The sequence below is a fragment of the Paenibacillus pasadenensis genome (genome assembly GCF_023715725.1).
GTDB lineage: Bacteria > Bacillota > Bacilli > Paenibacillales > Paenibacillaceae > Paenibacillus_O > Paenibacillus_O pasadenensis_A.
Window position 1 is genome coordinate 154270 of the sequence record NZ_JAMBOT010000007.1, and the last position, 20201, is coordinate 174470.

Annotated in this window: 15 protein-coding genes; 10 read left to right on the forward strand and 5 right to left on the reverse strand. The window is 53.2% G+C overall.

The window, feature by feature from the left end; translation table 11 throughout:
* Positions 1-872: 872 nt before the first annotated feature.
* The gene (locus M3223_RS17485; RefSeq protein WP_251563886.1) at positions 873-2285 is read left to right on the forward strand and encodes an NAD-dependent malic enzyme; all 1413 of its coding nucleotides are present in this window, start codon (positions 873-875) and stop codon (positions 2283-2285) included.
* 258 nt (positions 2286-2543) lie between these two features.
* On the opposite strand, the gene M3223_RS17490 is transcribed toward M3223_RS17485, so the two are convergent.
* The 3 genes from M3223_RS17490 to M3223_RS17500 all read right to left on the reverse strand — a co-directional run bounded on the left by M3223_RS17490 (position 2544) and on the right by M3223_RS17500 (position 6553).
* On the reverse strand, positions 2544-4178 hold the full coding sequence (locus M3223_RS17490) for an SH3 domain-containing protein (protein WP_251563888.1): 1635 nt from the start codon (positions 4176-4178) through the stop codon (positions 2544-2546).
* A 722-nt stretch (positions 4179-4900) separates the two neighbouring features.
* Positions 4901-5782, reverse strand: a complete 882-nt coding sequence (locus M3223_RS17495) for a cation diffusion facilitator family transporter (protein WP_251563890.1) — start codon at positions 5780-5782, stop codon at positions 4901-4903.
* Positions 5783-6070: 288 nt separating this feature from the next.
* Entirely contained in the window at positions 6071-6553 is a 483-nt protein-coding gene (locus M3223_RS17500; protein ID WP_251563893.1) for a zinc ribbon domain-containing protein, read from the reverse strand.
* Positions 6554-6858: 305 nt separating this feature from the next.
* Here M3223_RS17500 and M3223_RS17505 point away from each other — a divergent pair, with 305 nt between their 5' ends.
* From M3223_RS17505 to M3223_RS17530, 6 genes are all read left to right on the forward strand, one after another.
* A complete protein-coding gene (locus M3223_RS17505) occupies positions 6859-7890 on the forward strand; it encodes a fatty acid desaturase (RefSeq protein WP_285891335.1) in 1032 nt (343 codons plus the stop codon).
* An 80-nt stretch (positions 7891-7970) separates the two neighbouring features.
* Positions 7971-9113 (forward strand): sensor histidine kinase, encoded by a 1143-nt coding sequence (locus tag M3223_RS17510; RefSeq protein ID WP_251563895.1) that lies wholly within the window; start codon positions 7971-7973, stop codon positions 9111-9113.
* Positions 9110-9709, forward strand: a complete 600-nt coding sequence (locus M3223_RS17515) for a response regulator (RefSeq protein ID WP_251563897.1) — start codon at positions 9110-9112, stop codon at positions 9707-9709. Before M3223_RS17510 ends, M3223_RS17515 begins: the two co-directional genes overlap by 4 nt.
* A gap of 130 nt (positions 9710-9839) precedes the next feature.
* Positions 9840-11207 (forward strand): spore germination protein, encoded by a 1368-nt coding sequence (locus M3223_RS17520; RefSeq protein ID WP_251563899.1) that lies wholly within the window; start codon positions 9840-9842, stop codon positions 11205-11207.
* Positions 11204-12298 carry a GerAB/ArcD/ProY family transporter gene (locus tag M3223_RS17525; RefSeq protein ID WP_251563901.1) on the forward strand — a complete coding sequence of 365 codons (1095 nt, stop codon included), beginning with the start codon at positions 11204-11206 and terminating at the stop codon, positions 12296-12298. The genes M3223_RS17520 and M3223_RS17525 overlap by 4 nt, the downstream gene beginning before the upstream one ends.
* Positions 12295-13398, forward strand: coding sequence for a Ger(x)C family spore germination protein (locus M3223_RS17530; protein WP_251563904.1), 1104 nt, complete (start codon positions 12295-12297; stop codon positions 13396-13398). Before M3223_RS17525 ends, M3223_RS17530 begins: the two co-directional genes overlap by 4 nt.
* A gap of 46 nt (positions 13399-13444) precedes the next feature.
* On the opposite strand, the gene M3223_RS17535 is transcribed toward M3223_RS17530, so the two are convergent.
* Positions 13445-14452, reverse strand: coding sequence for an iron-hydroxamate ABC transporter substrate-binding protein (locus M3223_RS17535; protein WP_251563906.1), 1008 nt, complete (start codon positions 14450-14452; stop codon positions 13445-13447).
* Positions 14453-14682: 230 nt separating this feature from the next.
* Here M3223_RS17535 and M3223_RS17540 point away from each other — a divergent pair, with 230 nt between their 5' ends.
* The gene (locus tag M3223_RS17540) at positions 14683-15855 is read left to right on the forward strand and encodes a MalY/PatB family protein (RefSeq protein ID WP_251563909.1); all 1173 of its coding nucleotides are present in this window, start codon (positions 14683-14685) and stop codon (positions 15853-15855) included.
* A gap of 28 nt (positions 15856-15883) precedes the next feature.
* Here the strand turns inward: M3223_RS17540 and M3223_RS17545 are convergent, their stop codons facing one another.
* Positions 15884-16048: a hypothetical protein gene (locus M3223_RS17545; protein WP_251563911.1), complete on the reverse strand. Its 165-nt coding sequence runs from the start codon at positions 16046-16048 to the stop codon at positions 15884-15886.
* Positions 16049-16416: 368 nt separating this feature from the next.
* Between M3223_RS17545 and M3223_RS17550 the strand changes: the two genes are divergently transcribed.
* Both M3223_RS17550 and M3223_RS17555 read left to right on the forward strand, forming a co-directional pair.
* Positions 16417-17838, forward strand: coding sequence for an FAD-dependent oxidoreductase (locus tag M3223_RS17550; protein ID WP_251563913.1), 1422 nt, complete (start codon positions 16417-16419; stop codon positions 17836-17838).
* Between the two features lie 247 nt (positions 17839-18085).
* The gene (locus M3223_RS17555; protein ID WP_251563915.1) at positions 18086-19870 is read left to right on the forward strand and encodes an alpha-glycosidase; all 1785 of its coding nucleotides are present in this window, start codon (positions 18086-18088) and stop codon (positions 19868-19870) included.
* Positions 19871-20201: the final 331 nt, after the last annotated feature.

Sequence of the window (20201 nt, forward strand, 5' to 3'; positions counted from 1 at the left end):
AGTGGCTAGCGAGTGGTTTGACGCCCTTATTGCGCTCCATTTGCACGGGATCGGGACGGTTAAGGGCGTTTGACGCCCTTATTGCGCTCCATATGCGCTGGATCGGGACGGTTAAGGGCTTTTCCATTAGCACGGTTCGGAGCTATTAAGGCCAATTTTAGCCTTATTCTTCTCCTTTAGCGCGGTTCGGAGCTATTTAAGGCCGCTTTTGGTCTTAATCTTCTCCACTAGCTCAGTTTGGAGCTATTTAAGGCCAATTTTGGTCTTATTCTTCTCCACTAGCTCAGTTTGGAGCTATTTAAGGCCAATTTTGGTCTTATTCTTCTCCTTTAGCGCGGTTCGGAGCTATTTAAGGCCAATTTTGGTCTTAATCTTCTCCTTTAGCGCGGTTTGGAGCTATTTAAGGCCAATTTTGGTCTTATTCTTCTCCTTTAGCGCGGTTCGGAGCTATTTAAGGCCAATTTTGGTCTTAATCTTCTCCACTAGCTCAGTTTGGAGCTATTTAAGGCCAATTTTGGTCTTATTCTTCTCCTTTAGCGCGGTTTGGAGCTATTTAAGGCCACTTTGGGCCTTATTCTTCTCCACTAGCTCAGTTTGGAGCTATTTAAGGCCAATTTTGGCCTTATTCAAACTTGCTAGCACTGACTGTGTGCGAGCTAAGACTAACCTAACCAGCAGCTGTCTCATCAAGCCACCAAGACTTAGTCCGCCCCGGCGGTTGAGTCTTGCCCGCATACAGCCGGTTAACTTCGAGCATGCTCTTTACTCGGGCAGGTACACACATATTGGGGACGGGATGGATGCCGGCCCCATTTTTTCGCAGCAAAATCAAATTAATTACTCTACGGGAACTCGCCAAGGAGGATGAGGATATGGATAACAAAGCATTGGATGGAAAAACGGTCATCGTGAGGCTCGAGATCGACTCTGGAACCAACTTTAGTTCCGTTGTATCCGCAATCGAGGCAGCCGGGGGCGATGTAATCGCGATTGACGTTATCAAAACGGGCAAAGGCAGCACCACCCGCGACCTTACCGTCAAAGTTAAAGACACCGGCACGACAGAAAGGCTCGGCAAATCGCTTAGCCTGTTGCCCGGCATCCGGGTTGTTAACACCTCAGACCGCACTTTCCTGCTGCATCTTGGCGGAAAAATAACCGTTCAGCCCAAAACACCGATCCAGAACCGGGACGATCTGTCCAGAGTTTACACTCCGGAAGTAGCTCGCGTTTGCACAGCGATTCACGAAGACCCTTCCAAAGCATTTTCGCTTACGATCAAACGCAACACAGTCGCTGTTGTATCTGACGGCAGCGCCGTACTCGGTCTCGGCAACATTGGTCCAGAAGCCGCAATGCCCGTTATGGAAGGCAAAGCGATGCTGTTCAAACAGTTCGCGGACGTCGACGCTTTTCCAATCTGCCTGGACACCCAGGATACGGAATCAATCATCGCTGCTGTGAAAGCGATTGCGCCAGGATTTGGCGGAATTAATTTGGAGGATATCTCCTCCCCGCGCTGCTTTGAGATTGAGGAAAGGCTTCGCGAGGAGCTCAATATACCAGTGTTCCACGACGATCAGCATGGCACCGCCGTTGTTCTTTACGCGGGGCTCCTTAATGCACTTCGTCTAACCGGCAAAAGGATCGAAGACGCAAGGATTGTCGTTTGCGGTATCGGCGCGGCGGGCACTGCCTGTACAAAAATGCTGCTGGCCGGAGGAGCGCGTCAAGTTCTCGGCGTTGACCGGGACGGAATTTTGACCGCAGATCGCGAATATGCTCATCCAATGTGGAACTGGTACGCCGCCAATACAAACCCGGAGAGGTTAACCGGCGGATTGGCTGACGCGCTGCGTGGTGCAGATGTGTTCATTGGACTGTCGGCTGGTGGCATCCTTAAGCGCGAAATGGTACTGACGATGAACGAACAGCCGATTGTGTTTGCGATGGCCAACCCGGATCCGGAAATTCGTCCCGAGGACGCGGAGGATATCGTTGCCGTTATCGCTACCGGCCGATCGGACTTCCCGAATCAGATCAACAACGTGCTTTGTTTCCCGGGTATTTTCCGCGGAGCTCTTGATTGCCGCGCCGTTACGATCAACGAGCAGATGAAGCTGGCCGCCGCCGAAGCGATTGCCTCAACTGTCGGTGAAGACGAGCTAAGCCGCAGCTACATCATTCCCAGCGTGTTCAACACCAAAGTCGTGGAAGAAGTACGCAAACGTGTCATTCAGGCTGCTCGCGATAGCGGCGTGGCTCGACGGAGTCCGAAGGAATAAAAACGAAGTTTTCGGAGCAGCAGCCGCAATTTCCGGTCCGCCAGGAATGTAAGTGAAGAGGTAGCTGGAGAGTCCAAAATGTTGGTTAATGAAACTTACCGCTGTAATTTGCCCCCATCAAAATCTAAAGCTATGAGCTGCTACAGCCAGCTAAAGCAAAAGCGCGCCAGCCGGCGCGCTTTCGTGCTTATTACGGTAGAACAAATACAACCCTTGGATCGGAAGCCGCAGCTTCATTTCCAAGGGTCTTTTTGACTGCTACTGCAGTGCGCTGCCTCCAAACATAAACCGCGTTTTCCAGCTGGAGTTGGATGGAATTTCTGTAACTTGCACGCCACCTGACTCCTTGGAAAAAGTCTGCAAAATCTTGTTGTCCCCAAGATAAATTCCAACATGCGAGATGAGCGATGTGTCCAGTAGCTCGTCTGACGTAATTTCTTTGCTGATCGCGTATGTGGTGAAAAACATCAGGTCGCCGCGTTCAAGGCTGTCCCATTCCATCTTGTAGACCCCTTTATTTTTGACAAACTGGCCTTGCCCGCGTGAATCGGCGGGAAGCTTAATGCCCAGCGCGTCAATAAAGGCTTGCCGGACAAAATCCGAGCAGTCAAACGTAGCGGTATCATTGCGGCTGGAGCCGAACTCGTAAGGCGTCCCCAAATATTTAAGTCCCGCCTGAATAACAGACTCTATATCAAGCGAGGACGATCCATCCTCTTCGGGACCATTGCCAGGAGCCGGCGCCGGCATGGCTGATGGTGTCGGAGATGGCGTTGGGCTGTTTCCACCTGGCAGCTCCCCCGTTACGGTTATGTATTTTGTATCCGAGCTTACATACCCGCTTACCCCCGAGCCGTCGCGCACCTGATACCAGCTGCGATTGGCAACAGCCTCGATCTGCACTTCCTCGCCAACTTTTAAATAACGGATGCGCTCATGAGAGGTGGACGGTCCGCGGCGCAACGCCACGGATGCAGCAACTTCCGCGTTCGGAATGAATTCGGTTGACCCGGCGTCCGGCGTCGGTGCTGGCGTTTTGCTCGGCGTGGCCGTTGGCACTGGCGTTTTGCTCGGCGTGGCCGTCGGCGCTGGCGTTTTGCTCGGCGTAGCCGTTGGCGCTGGCGTTTTTCTTGGCGTGGCCGTCGGCGCTGGCGTTTTGCTCGGCGTGGCCGTTGGCACTGGCGTTTTGCTTGGCGTGGCCGTCGGCGCTGGCGTTTTGCTCGGCGTGGCCGTCGGCGCTGGCGTTTTGCTCGGCGTAGCCGTTGGCGCTGGCGTTTTGCTTGGCGTGGCCGTCGGCGCTGGCGTTTTGCTCGGCGTAGCCGTTGGAGCTGGCGTTTTGCTTGGCGTCGGTGTTATGCTCGGCTCAGGGCTCGTCCGCCCCGGCACATCGCTAGTTAGAGTAACATATTTGGTGTCGGAGCTTATGTATCCGGTGCTGCCTTTTTCATCCTTAATCCGGTACCAATAAGGCGTCGGAGAGGAGAGGATTTGCACGTTTTCGCCCTTTTTGAGATATCGCAGCCTCTCGCTTGAAGCGGACGCGCTAGCCCGGAACGAAACGGTTGCCGCAATCTCCGCGTTGGCTTGGATTAATGGCTTTGAAGCGGTAACCTTATCGCTTTTCAGGCTAATATATTGGCTGGATGAAGAAACGTAGCCGACTTTGCCACCGCTCTCCTTTACTTTAATCCAGCTGTTATTTACGCGGCTAATTACACTTAGATTTTCACCTTTAGCAAGCAAACGAAGCACCTTACCTTTAGTGGAAGGCTCGTCTCGCAAGTTAACGGAAGATTGGGTTACGGCGGATTGAGAGGCAGCGCTGGCGTATGGCAGCGGCGCAGCTGTCAGCAGCATGCCTGCAGCCAGTACAGCAGCGATAGGCTTTCTCATTCGATCACGACTCCTCATCAGGTAAAATGTCGATTGTCATTGGTCAAGATCAGCAGTTGAGCTAAACGGCAAAGCTTAGACCTGCTTTCCCTTTATCGGCATTTGACGGGGCGGCTTTTAGGCTTTTCTTGCAGAAAGTGTCGCGGTATGGTGAGCAATTGTTAATAGTTTAAATATTTGATATCAAAAAAACATCGGCCTATGCTCCCATTTCTGGTAATTCGCAAGTACTTGCCCTGAGAAACAAACTCCTCAAACCTATAACGCAACTGAGATCCGCTATTTGCTCGATTTCAGCCAGTTGGAAACTCTAACGCAACTCACAAGCGTTATTTGAGCATTTCTAGAGCTTTTAGCCTGCAAAATGCGGAAATAAGACCGCTGAGTTGCTTTAGATTCTAGATTGAGCTAAAAAATTCCAAATAAGCGCTCTCAGTTGCGTTTGCTAGAATGTTGGAACGCCTGGGTTGCTGCCTCGGGCACAGCAGCTTCGCGCTTCCCCTGCCCTAAAAAGAAAAAGCCTGCCTGGCCCCAGCATTGAATGCTTGAGACCAAACAGGCTTTCCTTGCTCTACAGCGCGAGCCTGGACAAGTTGCTTTTGCTCCTCTGCAGGACCAGATAAAGGCTACTCCGCTGCACGAAACCTAACAGGCAACTTTACCCCTTAACCTGAAAAACAAGATCTTGCCCCTTCACTGCTAGAGCTCCCGAACTAGCGAAATTACGCCGATTCACAGGGCTCCACATGCACATGGACGTGCATAATATTATGCTTCCGCTCCATCCGGTGCTCGATCTCGTCGCTGATCCGGTGGCTCTCCACCAGACTGAGCCTGGAATCTACCAGCACAATGACGTCAACGAGGACGTGGCTTCCGTGCACGCGGGCCTTCAAATCCTTGATCGATTTGACGCCGCTGACCTTTTCGATTGAATTGCGCAGCGTAAGCAGCTCGCCGTCGTCGAAGCCGTCGGTCAATGCATGGGTGGAGCTGTAAAAAATCTCCCAAGCCGTTTTGCAAATAATGATCCCGACCGCAATCGCGGCAACGGGGTCTAGCCAGTGCCATCCAAGCGAGGCGCCCGCGATGCCGACGGCCGCGCCGGTGCTCACGAGCGCATCGGACAAATTGTCCTTGGCTGCAGCCATAAGCGCCTGGCTTTTGATCTGCTTCGCCAGCTTACGGTTGTACCAATACACACCGAGCATCGCGATGGCGGAAGCAATGGCAACTACAGCCGACAAAATGTTCGGCGCTTCCTGCACGCCGCCAAACAAGGAGCGCACGGAGCTTATCAGCACCTGCAAACCAACCGTCGCCATAATAAAGGAAGCGATGAGCGACGCAATCGTTTCCGCCCGGAAATGGCCGTACGGGTGGTCCTTATCCGGCGGCTTCTGTGCAATGCGCAAGCCGATCAGCACGGCAAAGGAAGCGGCGATGTCGGTCAGATTGTTAAATCCGTCCGCCGTCAGCGCCTCGGATGCAAAAAAGAATCCGGCCGCAAGCTTTGCGGCGGACAGCACCAAATATGCGGCAATGCTGATCCAGGCTCCCTTTTCTCCTTTGCGGATATCGGCGTACTGCTGTTCCGTTGACACAAGCCTTCTTCCCCTCTCCAAACAACTGCTCCTACCTTATCCTCCTGAACCCTAGTGGGTCTAGAGAAAAATTGTTGTCCTAGTGCGCCTTTTTGTGGCTTCGTCCAACACTTTCAGCCTTGAGCAACGGGGTTTAGGATGCCCTGCCACTGGGATTTTTACCCTTGGCGGGAGACGGAATTTTTGAGGGGCTGCGCTGAAAAAAAATTTAGACACAAAAAGAGGCTCCATTCCGGAAGCCTCTTTAATGTATGCAAGTATGACTGATATCCTCCGCTGTGCAGCAGCCTATTGCCAGGAAGCAAGCTCGCTTCCACAGCGGGTGCAGCGGCGGGCATCCAGCGGATTCTCTGCCTTGCAGCGGCCGCATAACACATGCACCTGACCTTCCAGCTGCAGCGTCGGCATGACGCTCTCCTCTGGGAATCCCTCGCCGCAATCGGGGCAGTATCTCGCCTCATAATCGGCCTCACGGCCGCAAGCGCTGCAGGTTTTAAGCGACTTCACGGCGCGGATGCGCTGCTCCAGCTGGGCAATTTGTCCTTCGGCGGCAACAATTTGCTGGCAAAGCCTGAACGCGGCGTCCTGCGCGCCAGCGATGTTATCTTTTCGGTAGGCGGTAAACACCGCTTCGCCGATTTCTTTTTTGTAGCGCGATATATCCCGCTGCCTGAGCGCAATCTGCGATTTGAGGCGGGCTGACTCCACCGTTTGCTGGGCCGCCTTGGCTGCCTCGGCGGCACCCTGTTTCATTTTATCAAATATAGACATGCTCCCACTCCTTGCTCCGGAATGTAGGTTCTGCCTCTAGGCTACACCAATCGGAGCCTGACCGGCAACCGCCGATATGCAGTCGTACCTCGTCTCAGACGCCTCCAGCCGCCGAGAAGAATATCCGGTGCTGGAGCTTAATGGGACTGGGGCTTCAATCAGTTCATTTTAAAATTGTTCGACAATTGATGACAGTTGTCATATTGGAACGCTGACGGGTATGACTGCCGCGGCCGTGGCTAAAACTCTATACTGGAAACAATAGCCTGAGCGAGCACCATCGCTCTTGAATCCGGGAGGCAACCATGTCCAAGACCAAACAACTCCGCCAAATGATCGCTCCCTTTGAAAGCAATGACCGTGCCGCCAGCATCCGTCAGCTGCTCAATACGCTGCCGCCATTTCTGCTGTTATGGCTTGCCGCTTACGCCAGCCTGCAAATTTCCTATGCCCTTACGCTGCCGATTGCCGCGCTTGCCGCCGGTTTCCTGATTCGCAGCTTTATTATTTTTCATGACTGCTGCCACGGCTCGTTCTTCCGCAACCGCCGGGCTAACGATATTCTCGGAACGGTGCTCGGCATCTTGACGTTATTCCCTTATGAGCAATGGAAACGGAGCCACAACATTCACCATGCCGGCAGCGGCAATCTTGAAAAGCGCGGTATCGGCGATATGTGGCTGCTAACGGTGCGCGAGTATGACGCCGCATCTAAGTGGACGAAGGTTCGTTACCGCATTTACCGCAACCCGTTTGTGATGTTCATCGTCGGACCGATCGCCCTTATCTTGTTCGGCTACCGCTTTAATGAAAAAGACGTCCGCCGCAAAGAGCGGCTGAATACGTATCTGACTAACGCCGGAATTGTTCTGCTGTACGCGCTCGCCATCTGGGCAGTCGGCTGGCAGGCGTTCCTGCTCGTGCAGCTTCCGATTTTCTGGATCTCCGGTGCAGCCGGCATCTGGCTGTTCTATGTGCAGCATCAATTCGAGGACTCCTATTTTGAGCATCAGGAGGATTGGGATTACGTCAAAGCCGCTGTGGAAGGAAGCTCCTTTTACAAGCTGCCCGCTGTGCTCCAATGGCTGACCGGCAACATCGGCTTCCATCATGTCCATCACTTGAGCCCGCGCGTTCCGAATTACCGCCTGCAGCAGGCTCATGAAGCAGCGCCGCCGCTGGCGCATGCCACAACGATTACGCTCCGCACGAGCCTGCAGTCGCTCCGCTTCAATCTGTGGGATGACGAGGCCCGCCAGTTCGTCAGCTTCCGTGAGGGAATACGCAGAGCCATTGCCGTGAAAATGCCGGACAAATCGCCGGGCCGCGCCTCTTAACCGGGCTAACCGCCGCAATATATGCTACACTGGCAGTGATCCCACTAACGCCGGCATCAGGCAAGGAGCCGATTCAATACATGCAGCAAAAATGGCATCAGGTGCTGCCCCGCAACACGGGGCTTGTACCTTATATTTGGCTGATCTTTATCGTTCTGCCGTTTTATTTCATTTTCCGCTACTCGGACACGGGCAGCATTGTAGCCGGCAGCCTGATGGTTGCCGTCTTTTTCTTCTGCTTCCAGCTGACGCGCAAAGGGCGCGGCTGGCGCATGTACACGGGCCTCTCGATTCAGATGGCCATTTCAGCCGTCATGACCATTTATTTTCAGTACCCTTACTTCTCCTTTTTTCTCGCCTTTTATATCGGAAATACCCGGAGCAGAGGCGGATTTTTGAGTCTGTATATCGTCCATCTGGTTCTCGTCGCAACGGCGGTATATACGGCTTACGCAATGCAGAACGCCTTTTTCATTCCCCAGCTCCCTATCATCGCCATCATGCTGGTTGGCGTATCGGTGCTTCCGTTTAGCCGCTACAACTGGCTCAAGCAGGATCGGCTCCAAGGCCAGCTTGAGGACGCAAACCGGCGCATCGCTGACCTGCTCGTTCTGGAGGAACGGCAGCGCATCGCGCTTGATCTGCATGATACCCTTGGCCAGCAGCTGTCGCTCATCCGGCTCAAAAGCGATCTCGCAGGCAAGCTGTTGACGAAGGATCCGGAACGGGCGCGCGGCGAGATGGCGGACGTCCACCAAACGGCGCGTATTGCCCTGCAGGAAGTCCGTGAGATGGTCTCGCATATGCGCGGCGCAAGGCTGGAGGACGAGCTTGGCCGGGTCGGCCAGATTTTGAAAGCGGCGGACATTGAATTTGTGCTGGAAGGCGATGCTAAACTCGTTCATACATCCCGGTTTACGGAAAATATGCTCAGCATGTGCATCAAAGAAGCGGTCACCAACGTTGTGAAGCACAGCCGCGCCAGCAGCTGCCTTGTCCGCATTGAACAGAAGCCGGACGTCATCCGCGTGCTCGTCAAAGATAACGGAATCGGCTTTAAGCTCCGCCGCATTCCAGACCGCTGCAACGGACTGCAAGGGATGAAGGAACGGCTGGAATTCGTCAACGGAAGCCTGGAAACAACGAGCGGCAGTGATGGCACCTCAATTCGGATGAACGCTCCTCATAATGTAAGCCGTATGGAAAAGGAGGAAATGCTGTGATTCGTATCGTTCTCGCCGAAGACCAGCGGCTGCTGCTGGGCGCGCTCGGCTCTCTCATTGATCTGGAAGAGGATATGCAGGTGGTTGGCCAAGCCGCAAACGGCAGTGACGCAATTGAGCTGGTCAATAAGCATAAACCTGATGTTTGCATTATGGATATAGAAATGCCGATCATGAACGGGCTGGAGGCTGCGGAGCAGCTGAAAAGCGACGGCTGTAAAGTAATGATTTTGACGACGTTTGCCCGCTCAGGCTACTTCGAACGCGCGCTTAAAGCGGGAGTACAGGCGTACCTGCTCAAGGACAGCTCCAGCGAGGAGCTTGCCGGCTCCATCCGCAGCGTCATGGAAGGACGCAGGCTGTATGCTCCAGAGCTTGTCGACGAGGTGTACAACGAAGGCAATCCGCTCACCGAGCGCGAGCGTGAGGTCATGGAGCTTGTATCCGCCGGTAAAAATACAAAGGAGATCGCCAGCCAGCTGTTTCTGTCCAGCGGTACGGTGCGCAACTATATCTCCGTCATTCTCGACAAGCTAGGCGTCAGCAACCGGATTGAGGCCGTTTCCCGCTTCAAGGAAAAAGGCTGGTTCAAATAAGCTCAGCTCTAGCTTAACACTTGCCCGTCATCTTCGGATGGCGGGCTTTTTGCTGTTTGTACATATTTCCAAAACAGGTTGCCAACACTAATCTCTGCCATTACTTTCATGAAAAGGAGGAGCAACCGACATGTCCCGTCTGCTGGCTCAGCTTCATCGCTTGCGCACTGAACAAGGAACCGGAATGTTAATGGAGCAGCTGAATGTGCTTTTCAGTGATTCCAGTGATTATATTGCTTTTAAAATAGGCGGAAGCGGCGAGGACGAGGTGTTTCTCTGTTATCTTTCCACGCTTACGTCGCATCAGCAGCTCCACTTTACGCTTTCAGCTGACGAAAATTCGTTGAAGTCACAGCTGCTCGAATATGAAGGAACACCTATTGGAGAAGCCGATCTCGAGGAATGCGAGCAGGCGCTGTGCAGCGGAGTGGCGATTCTGTGCATGAAAAACTCGTCTACAGGGCTGCTGCTGGATTTGCAGCAGGTGCAGCAGCGAGGTTTGGAATCCCCGTATACCGAAACTGTTCTGCAAGGACCTCTGTATGCGTTCAATGAAAACTTGGAGGTGAATTCCGGGCTCGTCCGCCAGCGCATCCGCACCTCCCAGCTCAAATCATACTCCATGATTCTTGGAAAAAATACGAGAACTCCCGCACGAATATATTACTGCAACGATGTAGTCGATCATGACTGCTTGGCCAAAATCAAAGGAATTTTAACAAACATGAAAGCGGATGGAATTCAAGACACCGGCGAGCTGCTCCGCCTGATGGATACCAAACGCTGGATGAGGCTGTTCCCGAAGGCGATTCTGACTGAGCGTCCGGACCGTGTCTCCTCCGACCTGCTTCGCGGAAAAATCGCGATATTGCTGGACGGCACTCCGTTCGCATTGGTGCTGCCTGCCGTTTATACGGATTTCTGGCATTCTCCAGAGGACAGCTTTGTAAATCCCTATGTATCTGTTTTCCAGAACTCGCTGCGTTTTCTGGCCATGCTGATGAATCTGTTTCTGCCGGCGCTCTACGTCGCGCTTACATCCATCAACGTGGACGTTAACCGGTTGGAAATTAGCCTTGCGGCTGCAGCCAGCCGCGAGGGTGTGCCTTATCCGGTCTTTTTTGAAACGGTGCTGATGTTAATTCTAATCGATTTCATTACGGAAGCCGGTACTCGCCTGCCGAAGGCAATCAGCTCTACCGTAACGATGGTCGGCGGCGTCGTGCTCGGACAAGCGATCATCCAGGCGAACATCGTGAGCAACCTGCTCGTCATCATTGTGGCGGCTACAGCAATTACCAACTTTATCGTCATTGACTATCAGATGGGTCTGATACAGCGTCTGTTAAAATATTTCTTCTGCGTCGGGGCAGGCATTGCCGGATTGTTAGGCATCGTCTACATTTTAGCCGCGATGATCTTCTATTTAAGTACCCTGGATTCATTCGGAACACCGTATCTCACTACGCTAATGCCGCAGAAGGGAGGGAAAAAATGAAGCAGGAATCGCTGAGCACTTACGATATTTTCTGCATACATGCTTTATATGCCGGCGCATGTGCCGGACTGATTTACCCAAGTATGTTGATTAACAGCACGATCGGGCCTTTATGGATTCCCATCGCCGTTTGGGCGACAGCCTCCCTGCTCAGCGGCATGCTTTACGGAAGGCTGCTGTTGAAGCTGAACGGTCAAGAAATCGTGCCTTTTGTCGGGAAACTGATTGGCAAGCCCTTTGCTTTTTTGCTGCTGCTTCCTGTTTTGGTCTTTATGTGCGCTGCCATTACCGTTATCCTTCGTTCCTTTACGGAGCTAGTTTCCATGACGCTGCTTCCTACAACTCCGATGCCTTTTATGAACGGCATGATCATCTTGCCCGCTGCTCTGGCTGCATCCGGCTTTATGCCGATTGCCCGCGCTTCAAGAGCTCTTCTCCTTACGGCCATCGGAACGATCCTTGTATTGATCATCGTTAGTTTTCCGTCTACCGAATGGGATTTGGCTGGACCATGGAGGGGACCGACTGGCGATTTTTTTACGCATCGGGACTTCTATGCAGGGTCGTTCGTATGGATGGGCTTCATCTTTACTGCGATCATCGCGCCTTATTCCAATCAACAGGCCAAACGGTTTCAAAAAGGGTTTTGGGCAGGAATCGCTTTCACTCTGGCCCTCGTTCTCTGTTTTATTTATATTCCGACTATGACCTTTGGCCGAGAAATGACAGAGGCGCTTTCCTTTCCCGTTGTGTCTAAAATGGATGCAATTTATGAATATTGGATCATTTTCGAGAATTTGACGGCGATTTTTCTGTCCGCAACCTTACTTTGCATTCTGCTCGTGCTTGCGCTGCAGCTAAAAGCGGTAGAACGGATCGTCACCGGCATTTGGACCAAGCTGCCCGGAGTTTGGGTTGTCGCCGCTACGATGCTTCTCGTATTTTTCATTGCCCTTTTTATTCCGGAATGGAGGAATATGGAGCGGTTTATCATTAACAGTGTTTTTTTGCGTCTTTATTCCATGTTCCTCTTCCCTTCCATTGTTATGCTCTGCTATTTTATCAAACAGCGAAAGGCGGGAAGCGTATGAGACCGTTCCGACGAGTGCGGCAGCTCGCTGCAATTTCTCTCTCGGCTTGCATGCTCGTAACCTCTAGCGGCTGTTGGGATTCCAGGGATGTGGACAATCGGATGCTGGTCGGCTCCATCGGCATTGAAGACATTGACGACGAGAATCTTAAAGTGTGGTTTCGCGTTCCGATCACAAGCTCGACAAGCTCCAATGATAAAGATTCCTCCTTTACAGCTTCGGCGCGCGGAGTTACCGTCATGGACGCAATAAATCGAGTCCAGTACAAGCTCTCGAAGTCGCTCGACGTTTCTTCCACCCGCGCTGTTTTAATGAACATGAAAACGGCCCGTGTCGGACTATTGCCTTATCTGGAATTCGCTATCCGCGATCGTTCCGTTCCGCTGGACGCCGTCGTCGCAATCATTGATGGCGATATGGCCCCCTTATTCACGAGAAAAAATCCCATCGGCGAGCTTTCCGGTATTTACACCAAGCTTTACTTTGAGCCCTACGCTGGCGGAATTCCAAGAAAGAATAAAACGACATTGTGGGAAATTTATTCAAAATTTCTCAACCCTACTCACGCCAATCTTGTTCCAGTGTTGAAAGATGACAAAGAAAGCCTCTTTACTCAGATTGGCAATGCTTATTTTAACGGTGACAAATACGCAGGCATGATTACTATGGATGAATCCTTGATTTACGAAATGATTACGGAGCGGCTGGCTGATACCGAGATCATGCTGATGAGCCGCTCGGATATTAAGGTCGTCCACAAAAAAACAAAGGTTCATACCAAACTTGAAAACGGGAAACCTATCATCAACGTGGTCATATGGGTTGCGATTTCGTTAACGGACAAATCGCAAAATAAGGGAGTGACAACCGAAGAGGATATTAAAAGGGAATTAGACGGAGAGCTTCATAGGCTTGCCCGGTCCCTGACCAAAAAAACGCAGAAAGCGGGCACGGATATCGTCGGCTTTGGCAATCGCTTCCGCGGCCGCATGCATCCGAACGATTATGACAAATGGCCGGACATGTACCGAAATGCCGAGATTAACTATAAGTTTCATATCCGGCTGCGCAATTCGGGACTGGAGTTTCTGGAGCAATGAAAAAAGCCGGGTGCTCCGAAGCACCCGGCTGTTCCGTTTAACTGATTTATTTTTTGAGCGAAAGCAGACTTTCCTTAACGAACTCCAGCTGTTTATCCAGAGAGATCGGGTCGTTGAAATATGCGCCTGCCGCATTCAACTGGAATACATGTCCGGCTTTTACAGCCGGCAGAGATTTCCACAGCTCGTTGTCGTACACGATTTTCGGATCGGCGTCGTCTCCGGACCAAGGAGAAGTGAAAATAATGTCTCCAGCGTATTCTGGCAGCTTCTCTAGGGAGATGGAGGCCCAGCCAGTGCCGCTGTCAATCGCCTCTTTTTGCGCAGGAGCAGGAGCCTTCAGGCCGAATTCTCCGTAGATGATCTCGCCGCTGCGGCCAAAGTTATGACCGAATACGTACAGGCCTTTGGCATAAGGATTCAGGATGGACACGGTGCGGTCGCCTACAGCCTCTTGAATTTGCGGCTTCAGCTCGGCAATTTTTGCGTCCCACTGGTCAATCCACGCTTGAGCTTTGTCTTCTTTACCGGTAAGAACGCCGAATTCCTTCAGCTGATCCCTATAGGATTTAACGCCGTATTGAATCGCCACAGTCGGAGCGATTTTTTCCAGCTGCTCCAGCCCTTCTCCGCCGTTGAACGTAATGATCAGATCCGGATCAAGCTCGATAATTTTTTCAACCTCGGTGCCAGTGCCTACATTGCCTACGCCATCCAGCAAGCCTTCAAAAAACGGATTCTGATGAGCGGAGTCCAAAATGCCGACAGGCTTAACGCCAAGCGCCAGGAAATGTCCCGTATAAGAACCGGTCAGATCCACGATGCGCTGCGGATTTTTTGGCACGGTTACATCGCCGTTGCCGGCTTTGAACACCATCGTTTCGCCAGCGCCGGATGGCGATGCGGACGGTTCCGTTGAGGCGGCTGGAGACGCGGAAGGCGATGGTGACGGAGAAGCCGTTCCGGAATTGTTGGATGACTGGCCGCATGCGGCAAGCACGAGCGATAAAACCAGTGTTATGGCAAATAGGGCAAGACGTGAAAATCGTTGCAAGTTGTTCAACCCCCGATGAAATTTGTTAACTCCACTATCCGTTAGTTCTCTAAATTTCATGATAATGAGAATCGTTATCACTATAACATGGGTTAGATAGCTTGACAATCTTTTTTAAATTGCTTTTTTTGACATCCCCATGACAATTCCGGCTAATTCCCGTAGACTGTTTCGTGCACCCTATTCTTAGCTGAATTTAACTGAACCAAACGGAAAGGAGACTGATCCTCATGACCCGGCATCAGTTTGATACCTTGCCCTCCTTTGAGGGAATCGCATCGGAGAAATGGGAGCATCACCACGGCAAAGACACGCTGCCAATGTGGGTGGCGGATATGGATTTCCCCGCTCCGCCCGCTGTGCTCCACGCGCTTGAGGCAAGAATAAAACGAGGCGTACTCGGTTATACAACGATTTCTCCCCAATATAAAGAGGCTGTCGCCGGTTGGATGAGCCGCCGTCACGGTTGGACAATCGATCCGTCATGGTTGCGTTTTTGTCCTGGGGTCGTCGTATCGCTATCTGTCATTATACGAGCCTGTACTTCTCCGGGAGACGGCATTGTCATTCAGCCGCCCGTCTATCCGCCTTTTCATGCTGTCGTAGAGGACAACGGCCGGGAGCTGGTGCTTAATCCGTTGCTGAGGCGGGAGGACGGCACGTATGGCGTGAACTTTGCCGAGCTGGAGCAGCAGCTCTCGGACGAGAAGGTCAAAATGCTCATTCTGTGCCATCCTCATAATCCGGTCGGCCGCGTTTGGAGCCGGGAGGAGCTGAAGAGGATTGCGGAGCTGTGCGTCCGCCATAACGTGCTCGTTGTGTCGGATGAAATTCATGCCGATCTCGTTCACGAGGGCAGCTTCATTCCGTTTGCTTCCTTGTCGGAAGAGGCAGCGGCGCGTTCGCTCGTCTGCACTTCCCCAAGCAAAACATTTAATATTGCCGGGATGAACAGCTCCAATATCATTATTCCGGACGCAAAGCTGCGCGCTGCCGTTACGGCGGAGCTAAAGCGCATCTCGGTCGGCTCGATCTCGGCGCTAGGACACGACGCCGTTATTGCGGCTTACGAACAGTCGGAACAATGGATCGACGAGGCGCTCGTTTACATCCGGGGCAATATGGAGCATATCGTCTCCGAGCTTTCCCGGCATGCGCCGGAAATTCGCACGGTGCTGCCGGAAGGAACGTATCTTTTATGGCTGGACTGCCGCGGGTTAGGCATGGATGACCGTGATCTGTACCGGTTTTTCATGGACAAGGCGCTTTTGCAGCTTAGCCCCGGCTCGGCATTCGGCGCGGGCGGATCAGGCTTTATGCGGCTTAACGCAGCATGCACCCGAGGCACCGCCGAGGAAGCGGCGCGGCGGATCGTGAGCGCTCTGCGCGAGCTGCGGGGATGAGCTTGGAGCTATCGGGAGCACAGGCTGGTTAACAGCCGGCTTCCGGCAGCGGGCCGACGGCAGGCGTCGCAGCAGGCAACGGGCACTGCAGATGGCGAAGAGAGCTTCGGCATGCAGCAATCTCAGTCAGCCGCAGTACAGTAAGGCGATCCTGCAAGCCCTGCATCATAACCTTCTGCATGCCCTCCGCCATAACCAGCGTGCCCTGTTCTGTGTAAACCTGCCTCGAATTGGTTATGAAATAGATGAGACCGGAAGAGCTTGATCCATTTTGCGTCAGCCAGTCGAGTTGTCACACAATTGCAATAAATCGCTGAAAACGCCACTTGCGTGGTGCCGGACTCAATGATAAGATGAATTCATAAAGAGATTGTGATTAATTTCACATAACAAAGAACAGTCGAAAGACGGTCTAGCTCTTCCGATGGCGATCCGGCTCCGCTCTACTCGCGGCAGCATGACCCAGACGCAGACGTTATGGCCGTCCCGATTAACCGCTAGTTTGTGATTTATTTCACAATATATCTATATTAGAACATTCCCTCAAGGAGGAATTCACTTATGAAAATCGCCGTTATTGGATGTACACATGCAGGAACTGCCGCCGTCAAAGCTATCGCCGCCGAACATCCGGAAGCACAGATTACCGTTTACGAGCGCAACGACAACATCTCGTTCCTGTCGTGCGGCATCGCCCTTCATGTGAGCGGCGTGGTGAAAAATCCCGAGGGACTGTTCTACAGCAGCCCCGAGCAGCTGGCCCAGCTTGGCGTAGATACGCGAATGCGCCATGAAGTGCTGAAGGTCGACACCGCCGCCAAAAAGCTCCGCATCCGCAATCTGGCAACCGACGAACAGTTTGAGGACAGCTACGATAAACTTGTCGTCACGACGGGCTCGTGGCCGGTTGTACCGAATATGGAAGGCATCCGGCTGGATAATATCCAGCTGTGCAAAAACTACTTCCACGCCAAAGAAATTATCGCCCGCGCTGAAGGAGCCCGGCGTGTTGCCGTTATCGGCGCCGGATATATCGGCATTGAGCTGGCGGAAGCGTTCTGCGATCTCGGCAAAGAAGTGACGCTGCTGGACAACATGGACCGCGTCATGGCGAAGTACCTCGACCCCGAGTTCACCGAGGTTGCCGAGGATGAGCTGACAGCAAGAGGCATCCGCCCCGCTCTAGGCCAGCTTGTAAGCCGTTTTGAAGGTGAAGAAGGACGCGTAACAAAGGTCATTACGGATAAAGGCGAGCACGAGGCGGATCTCGTTGTCCTCTGCATCGGCTTCCGCCCCGGCACGGATCTGCTGAAGGGCCAGCTCGATATGCTGGATAATGGCGCTCTCCTCGTTGATGAGTATATGCGCACAAGCGATCCCGATGTGCTGGCGGCCGGCGACAGCTGCGCAGTCCGTTACAACCCGACCGGCAAAGCGGCTTACATTCCGCTGGCGACCAATGCGGTGCGCATGGGTACTTTAGCCGGGAAAAATCTGACCGAAGCCAAAGTTAAATACCGCGGCACTCAGGGCACGTCGGCAATTAAGCTGTTCGATCTGAATATTGCTTCGACCGGCCTGACCGAGCAAGCAGCCAAGGAAGCTGGACTTGCGGCAGCCGCCGTTACGCTGCGCGAAACGCATCGCCCGGACTTTATGCCGGACAATGAGGATGTGCTGCTCAAAATCGTTTACGAGCAAGCAACGGGACGACTGCTCGGAGCCCAGATTCTGTCGAAGGCCGATTTGACCCAGGCAGCCAATACGCTGTCGGTCTGCATCCAGAACCGCATGACGGCCGAGGACCTTGCTTATGTGGACTTCTTCTTCCAGCCGCACTACAATCACCCGTGGAACCTGCTTAACAAAGCCGGTCTGGCTGCCGAAGAACAGCGCGACCAAGCCATCAAAGCCAAGGAAGAGGCCGATCGTAAAAAAGCCGAGCAGACTAGAGAGGCCGAAACCCGCCGCGCCAGCGCATAAAAAACGGGCGTAAAGACGGATATTGCCATCCAGCGCCCGCTCCCGTTATAATGAACTCAATATAAAGGCAATGCTACCCAGCTCATCCGGGTACAACCTCGCGCTTAAAGCTTTCTGCGCCATGGTTGTACCCTTTTTGCGTGCAGTTACAGGGACTGGCAGCAGCCCGTTCTTTGGCCTTTTGCATCCCCACGCAACAGTCAGCTGAAAGCGCAACCTTTTCATCATCCAACTGGAGGAATCGCTCATGAATCTTGAGGCTATTTATCACCGCCCGCGCGGCAACTGGGCCTACGCTTACGACACGGCCACCCTTCACATCAGACTGAGAAGCAAAAAGGACGATTTGTCCGAAGCCATTCTGATTCATGGGGATAAATACGCCTGGGAGCGCACCGTATCCAAAACCGTCATGCACAAGCTCCCTTCCGACGAGCGGTTCGATTACTGGCAGGCCGAGGTGCGCCCAACCCTCCGCCGCACGAAGTATGCCTTTGAGCTGCGCTCTGGCGGCGAGGCGCTTTTTTATGAGGAAAAGGGCTTTCGGGAAGACGAACCAGCCGATCCGCATAAAATGTTCGATTTTCCGTTCCTTAACGCCGCCGATGTTCATACGCCTCCGGCATGGGTGAAGGAAGCTGTATTTTATCAAATCTTCCCGGAACGTTTTGCCAACGGCGATTGTTCCAACGATCCCGAAGGCACCGAGCCTTGGGGCGGAAAACCGACGCCGAAAAACTTTTTTGGCGGCGATTTGCAGGGCGTTATCGACCATCTCGACCATCTTCAAGAGCTTGGCGTAAATGCGATTTATTTTAACCCGCTGTTCCAAGCGACGACGAACCATAAATACGACACATCCGACTACTTGAAGGTTGACGCTCATTTCGGCGATAACGAGCTGCTCAAAAAGCTGGTCTCGGCTTGCCACGAACGCGGCATTCGGGTCATGCTCGACGCGGTGTTCAATCATAGCGGCAAAGAGTTCGAACCGTTTAAGGACGTTCGCGAAAAAGGCAAGGATTCCAGGTACGCCGACTGGTTCCATGTCATGGAATGGCCGATTGCGGTTAAGGACGGCTTCCCGAGCTATGAGACGTTTGGTTTTGAGCCGCTAATGCCGAAGCTCAATACCGAAAATCCTGAGGTGAAGCAATATCTGCTTGATGTCGCCAAATACTGGATTGAAGAGGCGGGCATCGACGGCTGGAGGCTGGACGTCGCCAACGAGGTGGACATGCAGTTCTGGCGCGACTTCCGCCGCACCGTTAAGGCAGCCAATCCCGATGCGTACATACTCGGGGAAATGTTCCACGATGCTCTGCCTTGGCTCGCGGGCGATCAGTTCGATGCGGTGATGAACTATCCGTTCACCGATCTCGTTGTTGATTATGCCGCCAAAGGCATCATCGGCGCCGACCGTTTTGCCAGCAAACTCGGCGAGCTGTTCGCCAGCTACCCGGATCAGGCCAATGCGGTTGCCTTTAACCTGCTGGGCAGCCATGATACGGAGCGCCTGCTTACGTTATGCGGCGGCAGCAAGGAACGCATGAAGCTGGCTTCGCTGCTGCAATTTGTGTTCCCTGGCGCGCCTTGCATCTATTACGGCGATGAAGTCGGCCTCGACGGCGCGGGCGATCCTGACTGCCGTAAATGCATGGAGTGGGATGTGGATAAGCAGGACCGCGAGCTGTTCCGACACTTCCAGCAGCTGATCGCCGTTCGCAAAGAGCATCGCGCTTTACGCGACGGTACGCTGGAATTCATGCATGCGGCCGAGAACGGAAGTCTGCTCGTGGTGCAGCGGCAGGATGAGCAGGATCATTTCCTGATCGCGGTCAACCCAGGCGAAGAGCCGGCCCGCATTGAGCTGGACGTGAAACAGATGAAATGGCAGGAGATGCTTGGTGAAGCAGAGCTTGACGCCGCGGGCGGCAAACTTGTGCTTGAGCTGGAGCCGTGCGGCTTTGCGCTGCTGCGCGCTAATGCTGCCTTTAACGCCTTCGGCTTTGGTGTAGGCGAACAATTATAATCGGTCGCATAAGAGGCGGTTTTCCGCCTCTTTTATTTTTGAGGGAGGCCGTCCGGACTGCCTTCCATCATGGGGCTTCCCCGGGCGTTATTCGCTCGCGGTAAGGTCGTTTGACGCCCTTATCGGGCACGTTTCCCGGGTTTTACCCCTTGGTAAGGTCGTTTGACGCCCTTACGGGGCACGTTTTTCGGGTTTTACCCCTCGGTAAGGTCGTTTGTGGACCTCTGTCAAGAAAGTGGACACCGCATAACGTAGTTCATCGGTTCTGCTGCTCGTAGTAAGCTGCTTCAAACCGATCTGGCGATTCGTAACCCAGTGAACCGTGGATTCG

What these genes read in the sequence shown, in the direction of transcription:
- M3223_RS17510 (WP_251563895.1), top strand. Translation starts at nt 7,971, where the DNA reads ATGCAGCAAAAATGGCATCAGGTGCTGCCCCGCAACACGGGGCTTGTA.
- M3223_RS17550 (WP_251563913.1), top strand. Translation starts at nt 16,417, where the DNA reads ATGAAAATCGCCGTTATTGGATGTACACATGCAGGAACTGCCGCCGTC.
- M3223_RS17520 (WP_251563899.1), top strand. Translation starts at nt 9,840, where the DNA reads ATGTCCCGTCTGCTGGCTCAGCTTCATCGCTTGCGCACTGAACAAGGA.
- M3223_RS17525 (WP_251563901.1), top strand. Translation starts at nt 11,204, where the DNA reads ATGAAGCAGGAATCGCTGAGCACTTACGATATTTTCTGCATACATGCT.
- M3223_RS17505 (WP_285891335.1), top strand. Translation starts at nt 6,859, where the DNA reads ATGTCCAAGACCAAACAACTCCGCCAAATGATCGCTCCCTTTGAAAGC.
- M3223_RS17555 (WP_251563915.1), top strand. Translation starts at nt 18,086, where the DNA reads ATGAATCTTGAGGCTATTTATCACCGCCCGCGCGGCAACTGGGCCTAC.
- M3223_RS17485 (WP_251563886.1), top strand. Translation starts at nt 873, where the DNA reads ATGGATAACAAAGCATTGGATGGAAAAACGGTCATCGTGAGGCTCGAG.
- M3223_RS17490 (WP_251563888.1), bottom strand. Translation starts at nt 4,178, where the DNA reads ATGAGAAAGCCTATCGCTGCTGTACTGGCTGCAGGCATGCTGCTGACA.
- M3223_RS17500 (WP_251563893.1), bottom strand. Translation starts at nt 6,553, where the DNA reads ATGTCTATATTTGATAAAATGAAACAGGGTGCCGCCGAGGCAGCCAAG.
- M3223_RS17540 (WP_251563909.1), top strand. Translation starts at nt 14,683, where the DNA reads ATGACCCGGCATCAGTTTGATACCTTGCCCTCCTTTGAGGGAATCGCA.
- M3223_RS17545 (WP_251563911.1), bottom strand. Translation starts at nt 16,048, where the DNA reads ATGGCGGAGGGCATGCAGAAGGTTATGATGCAGGGCTTGCAGGATCGC.
- M3223_RS17530 (WP_251563904.1), top strand. Translation starts at nt 12,295, where the DNA reads ATGAGACCGTTCCGACGAGTGCGGCAGCTCGCTGCAATTTCTCTCTCG.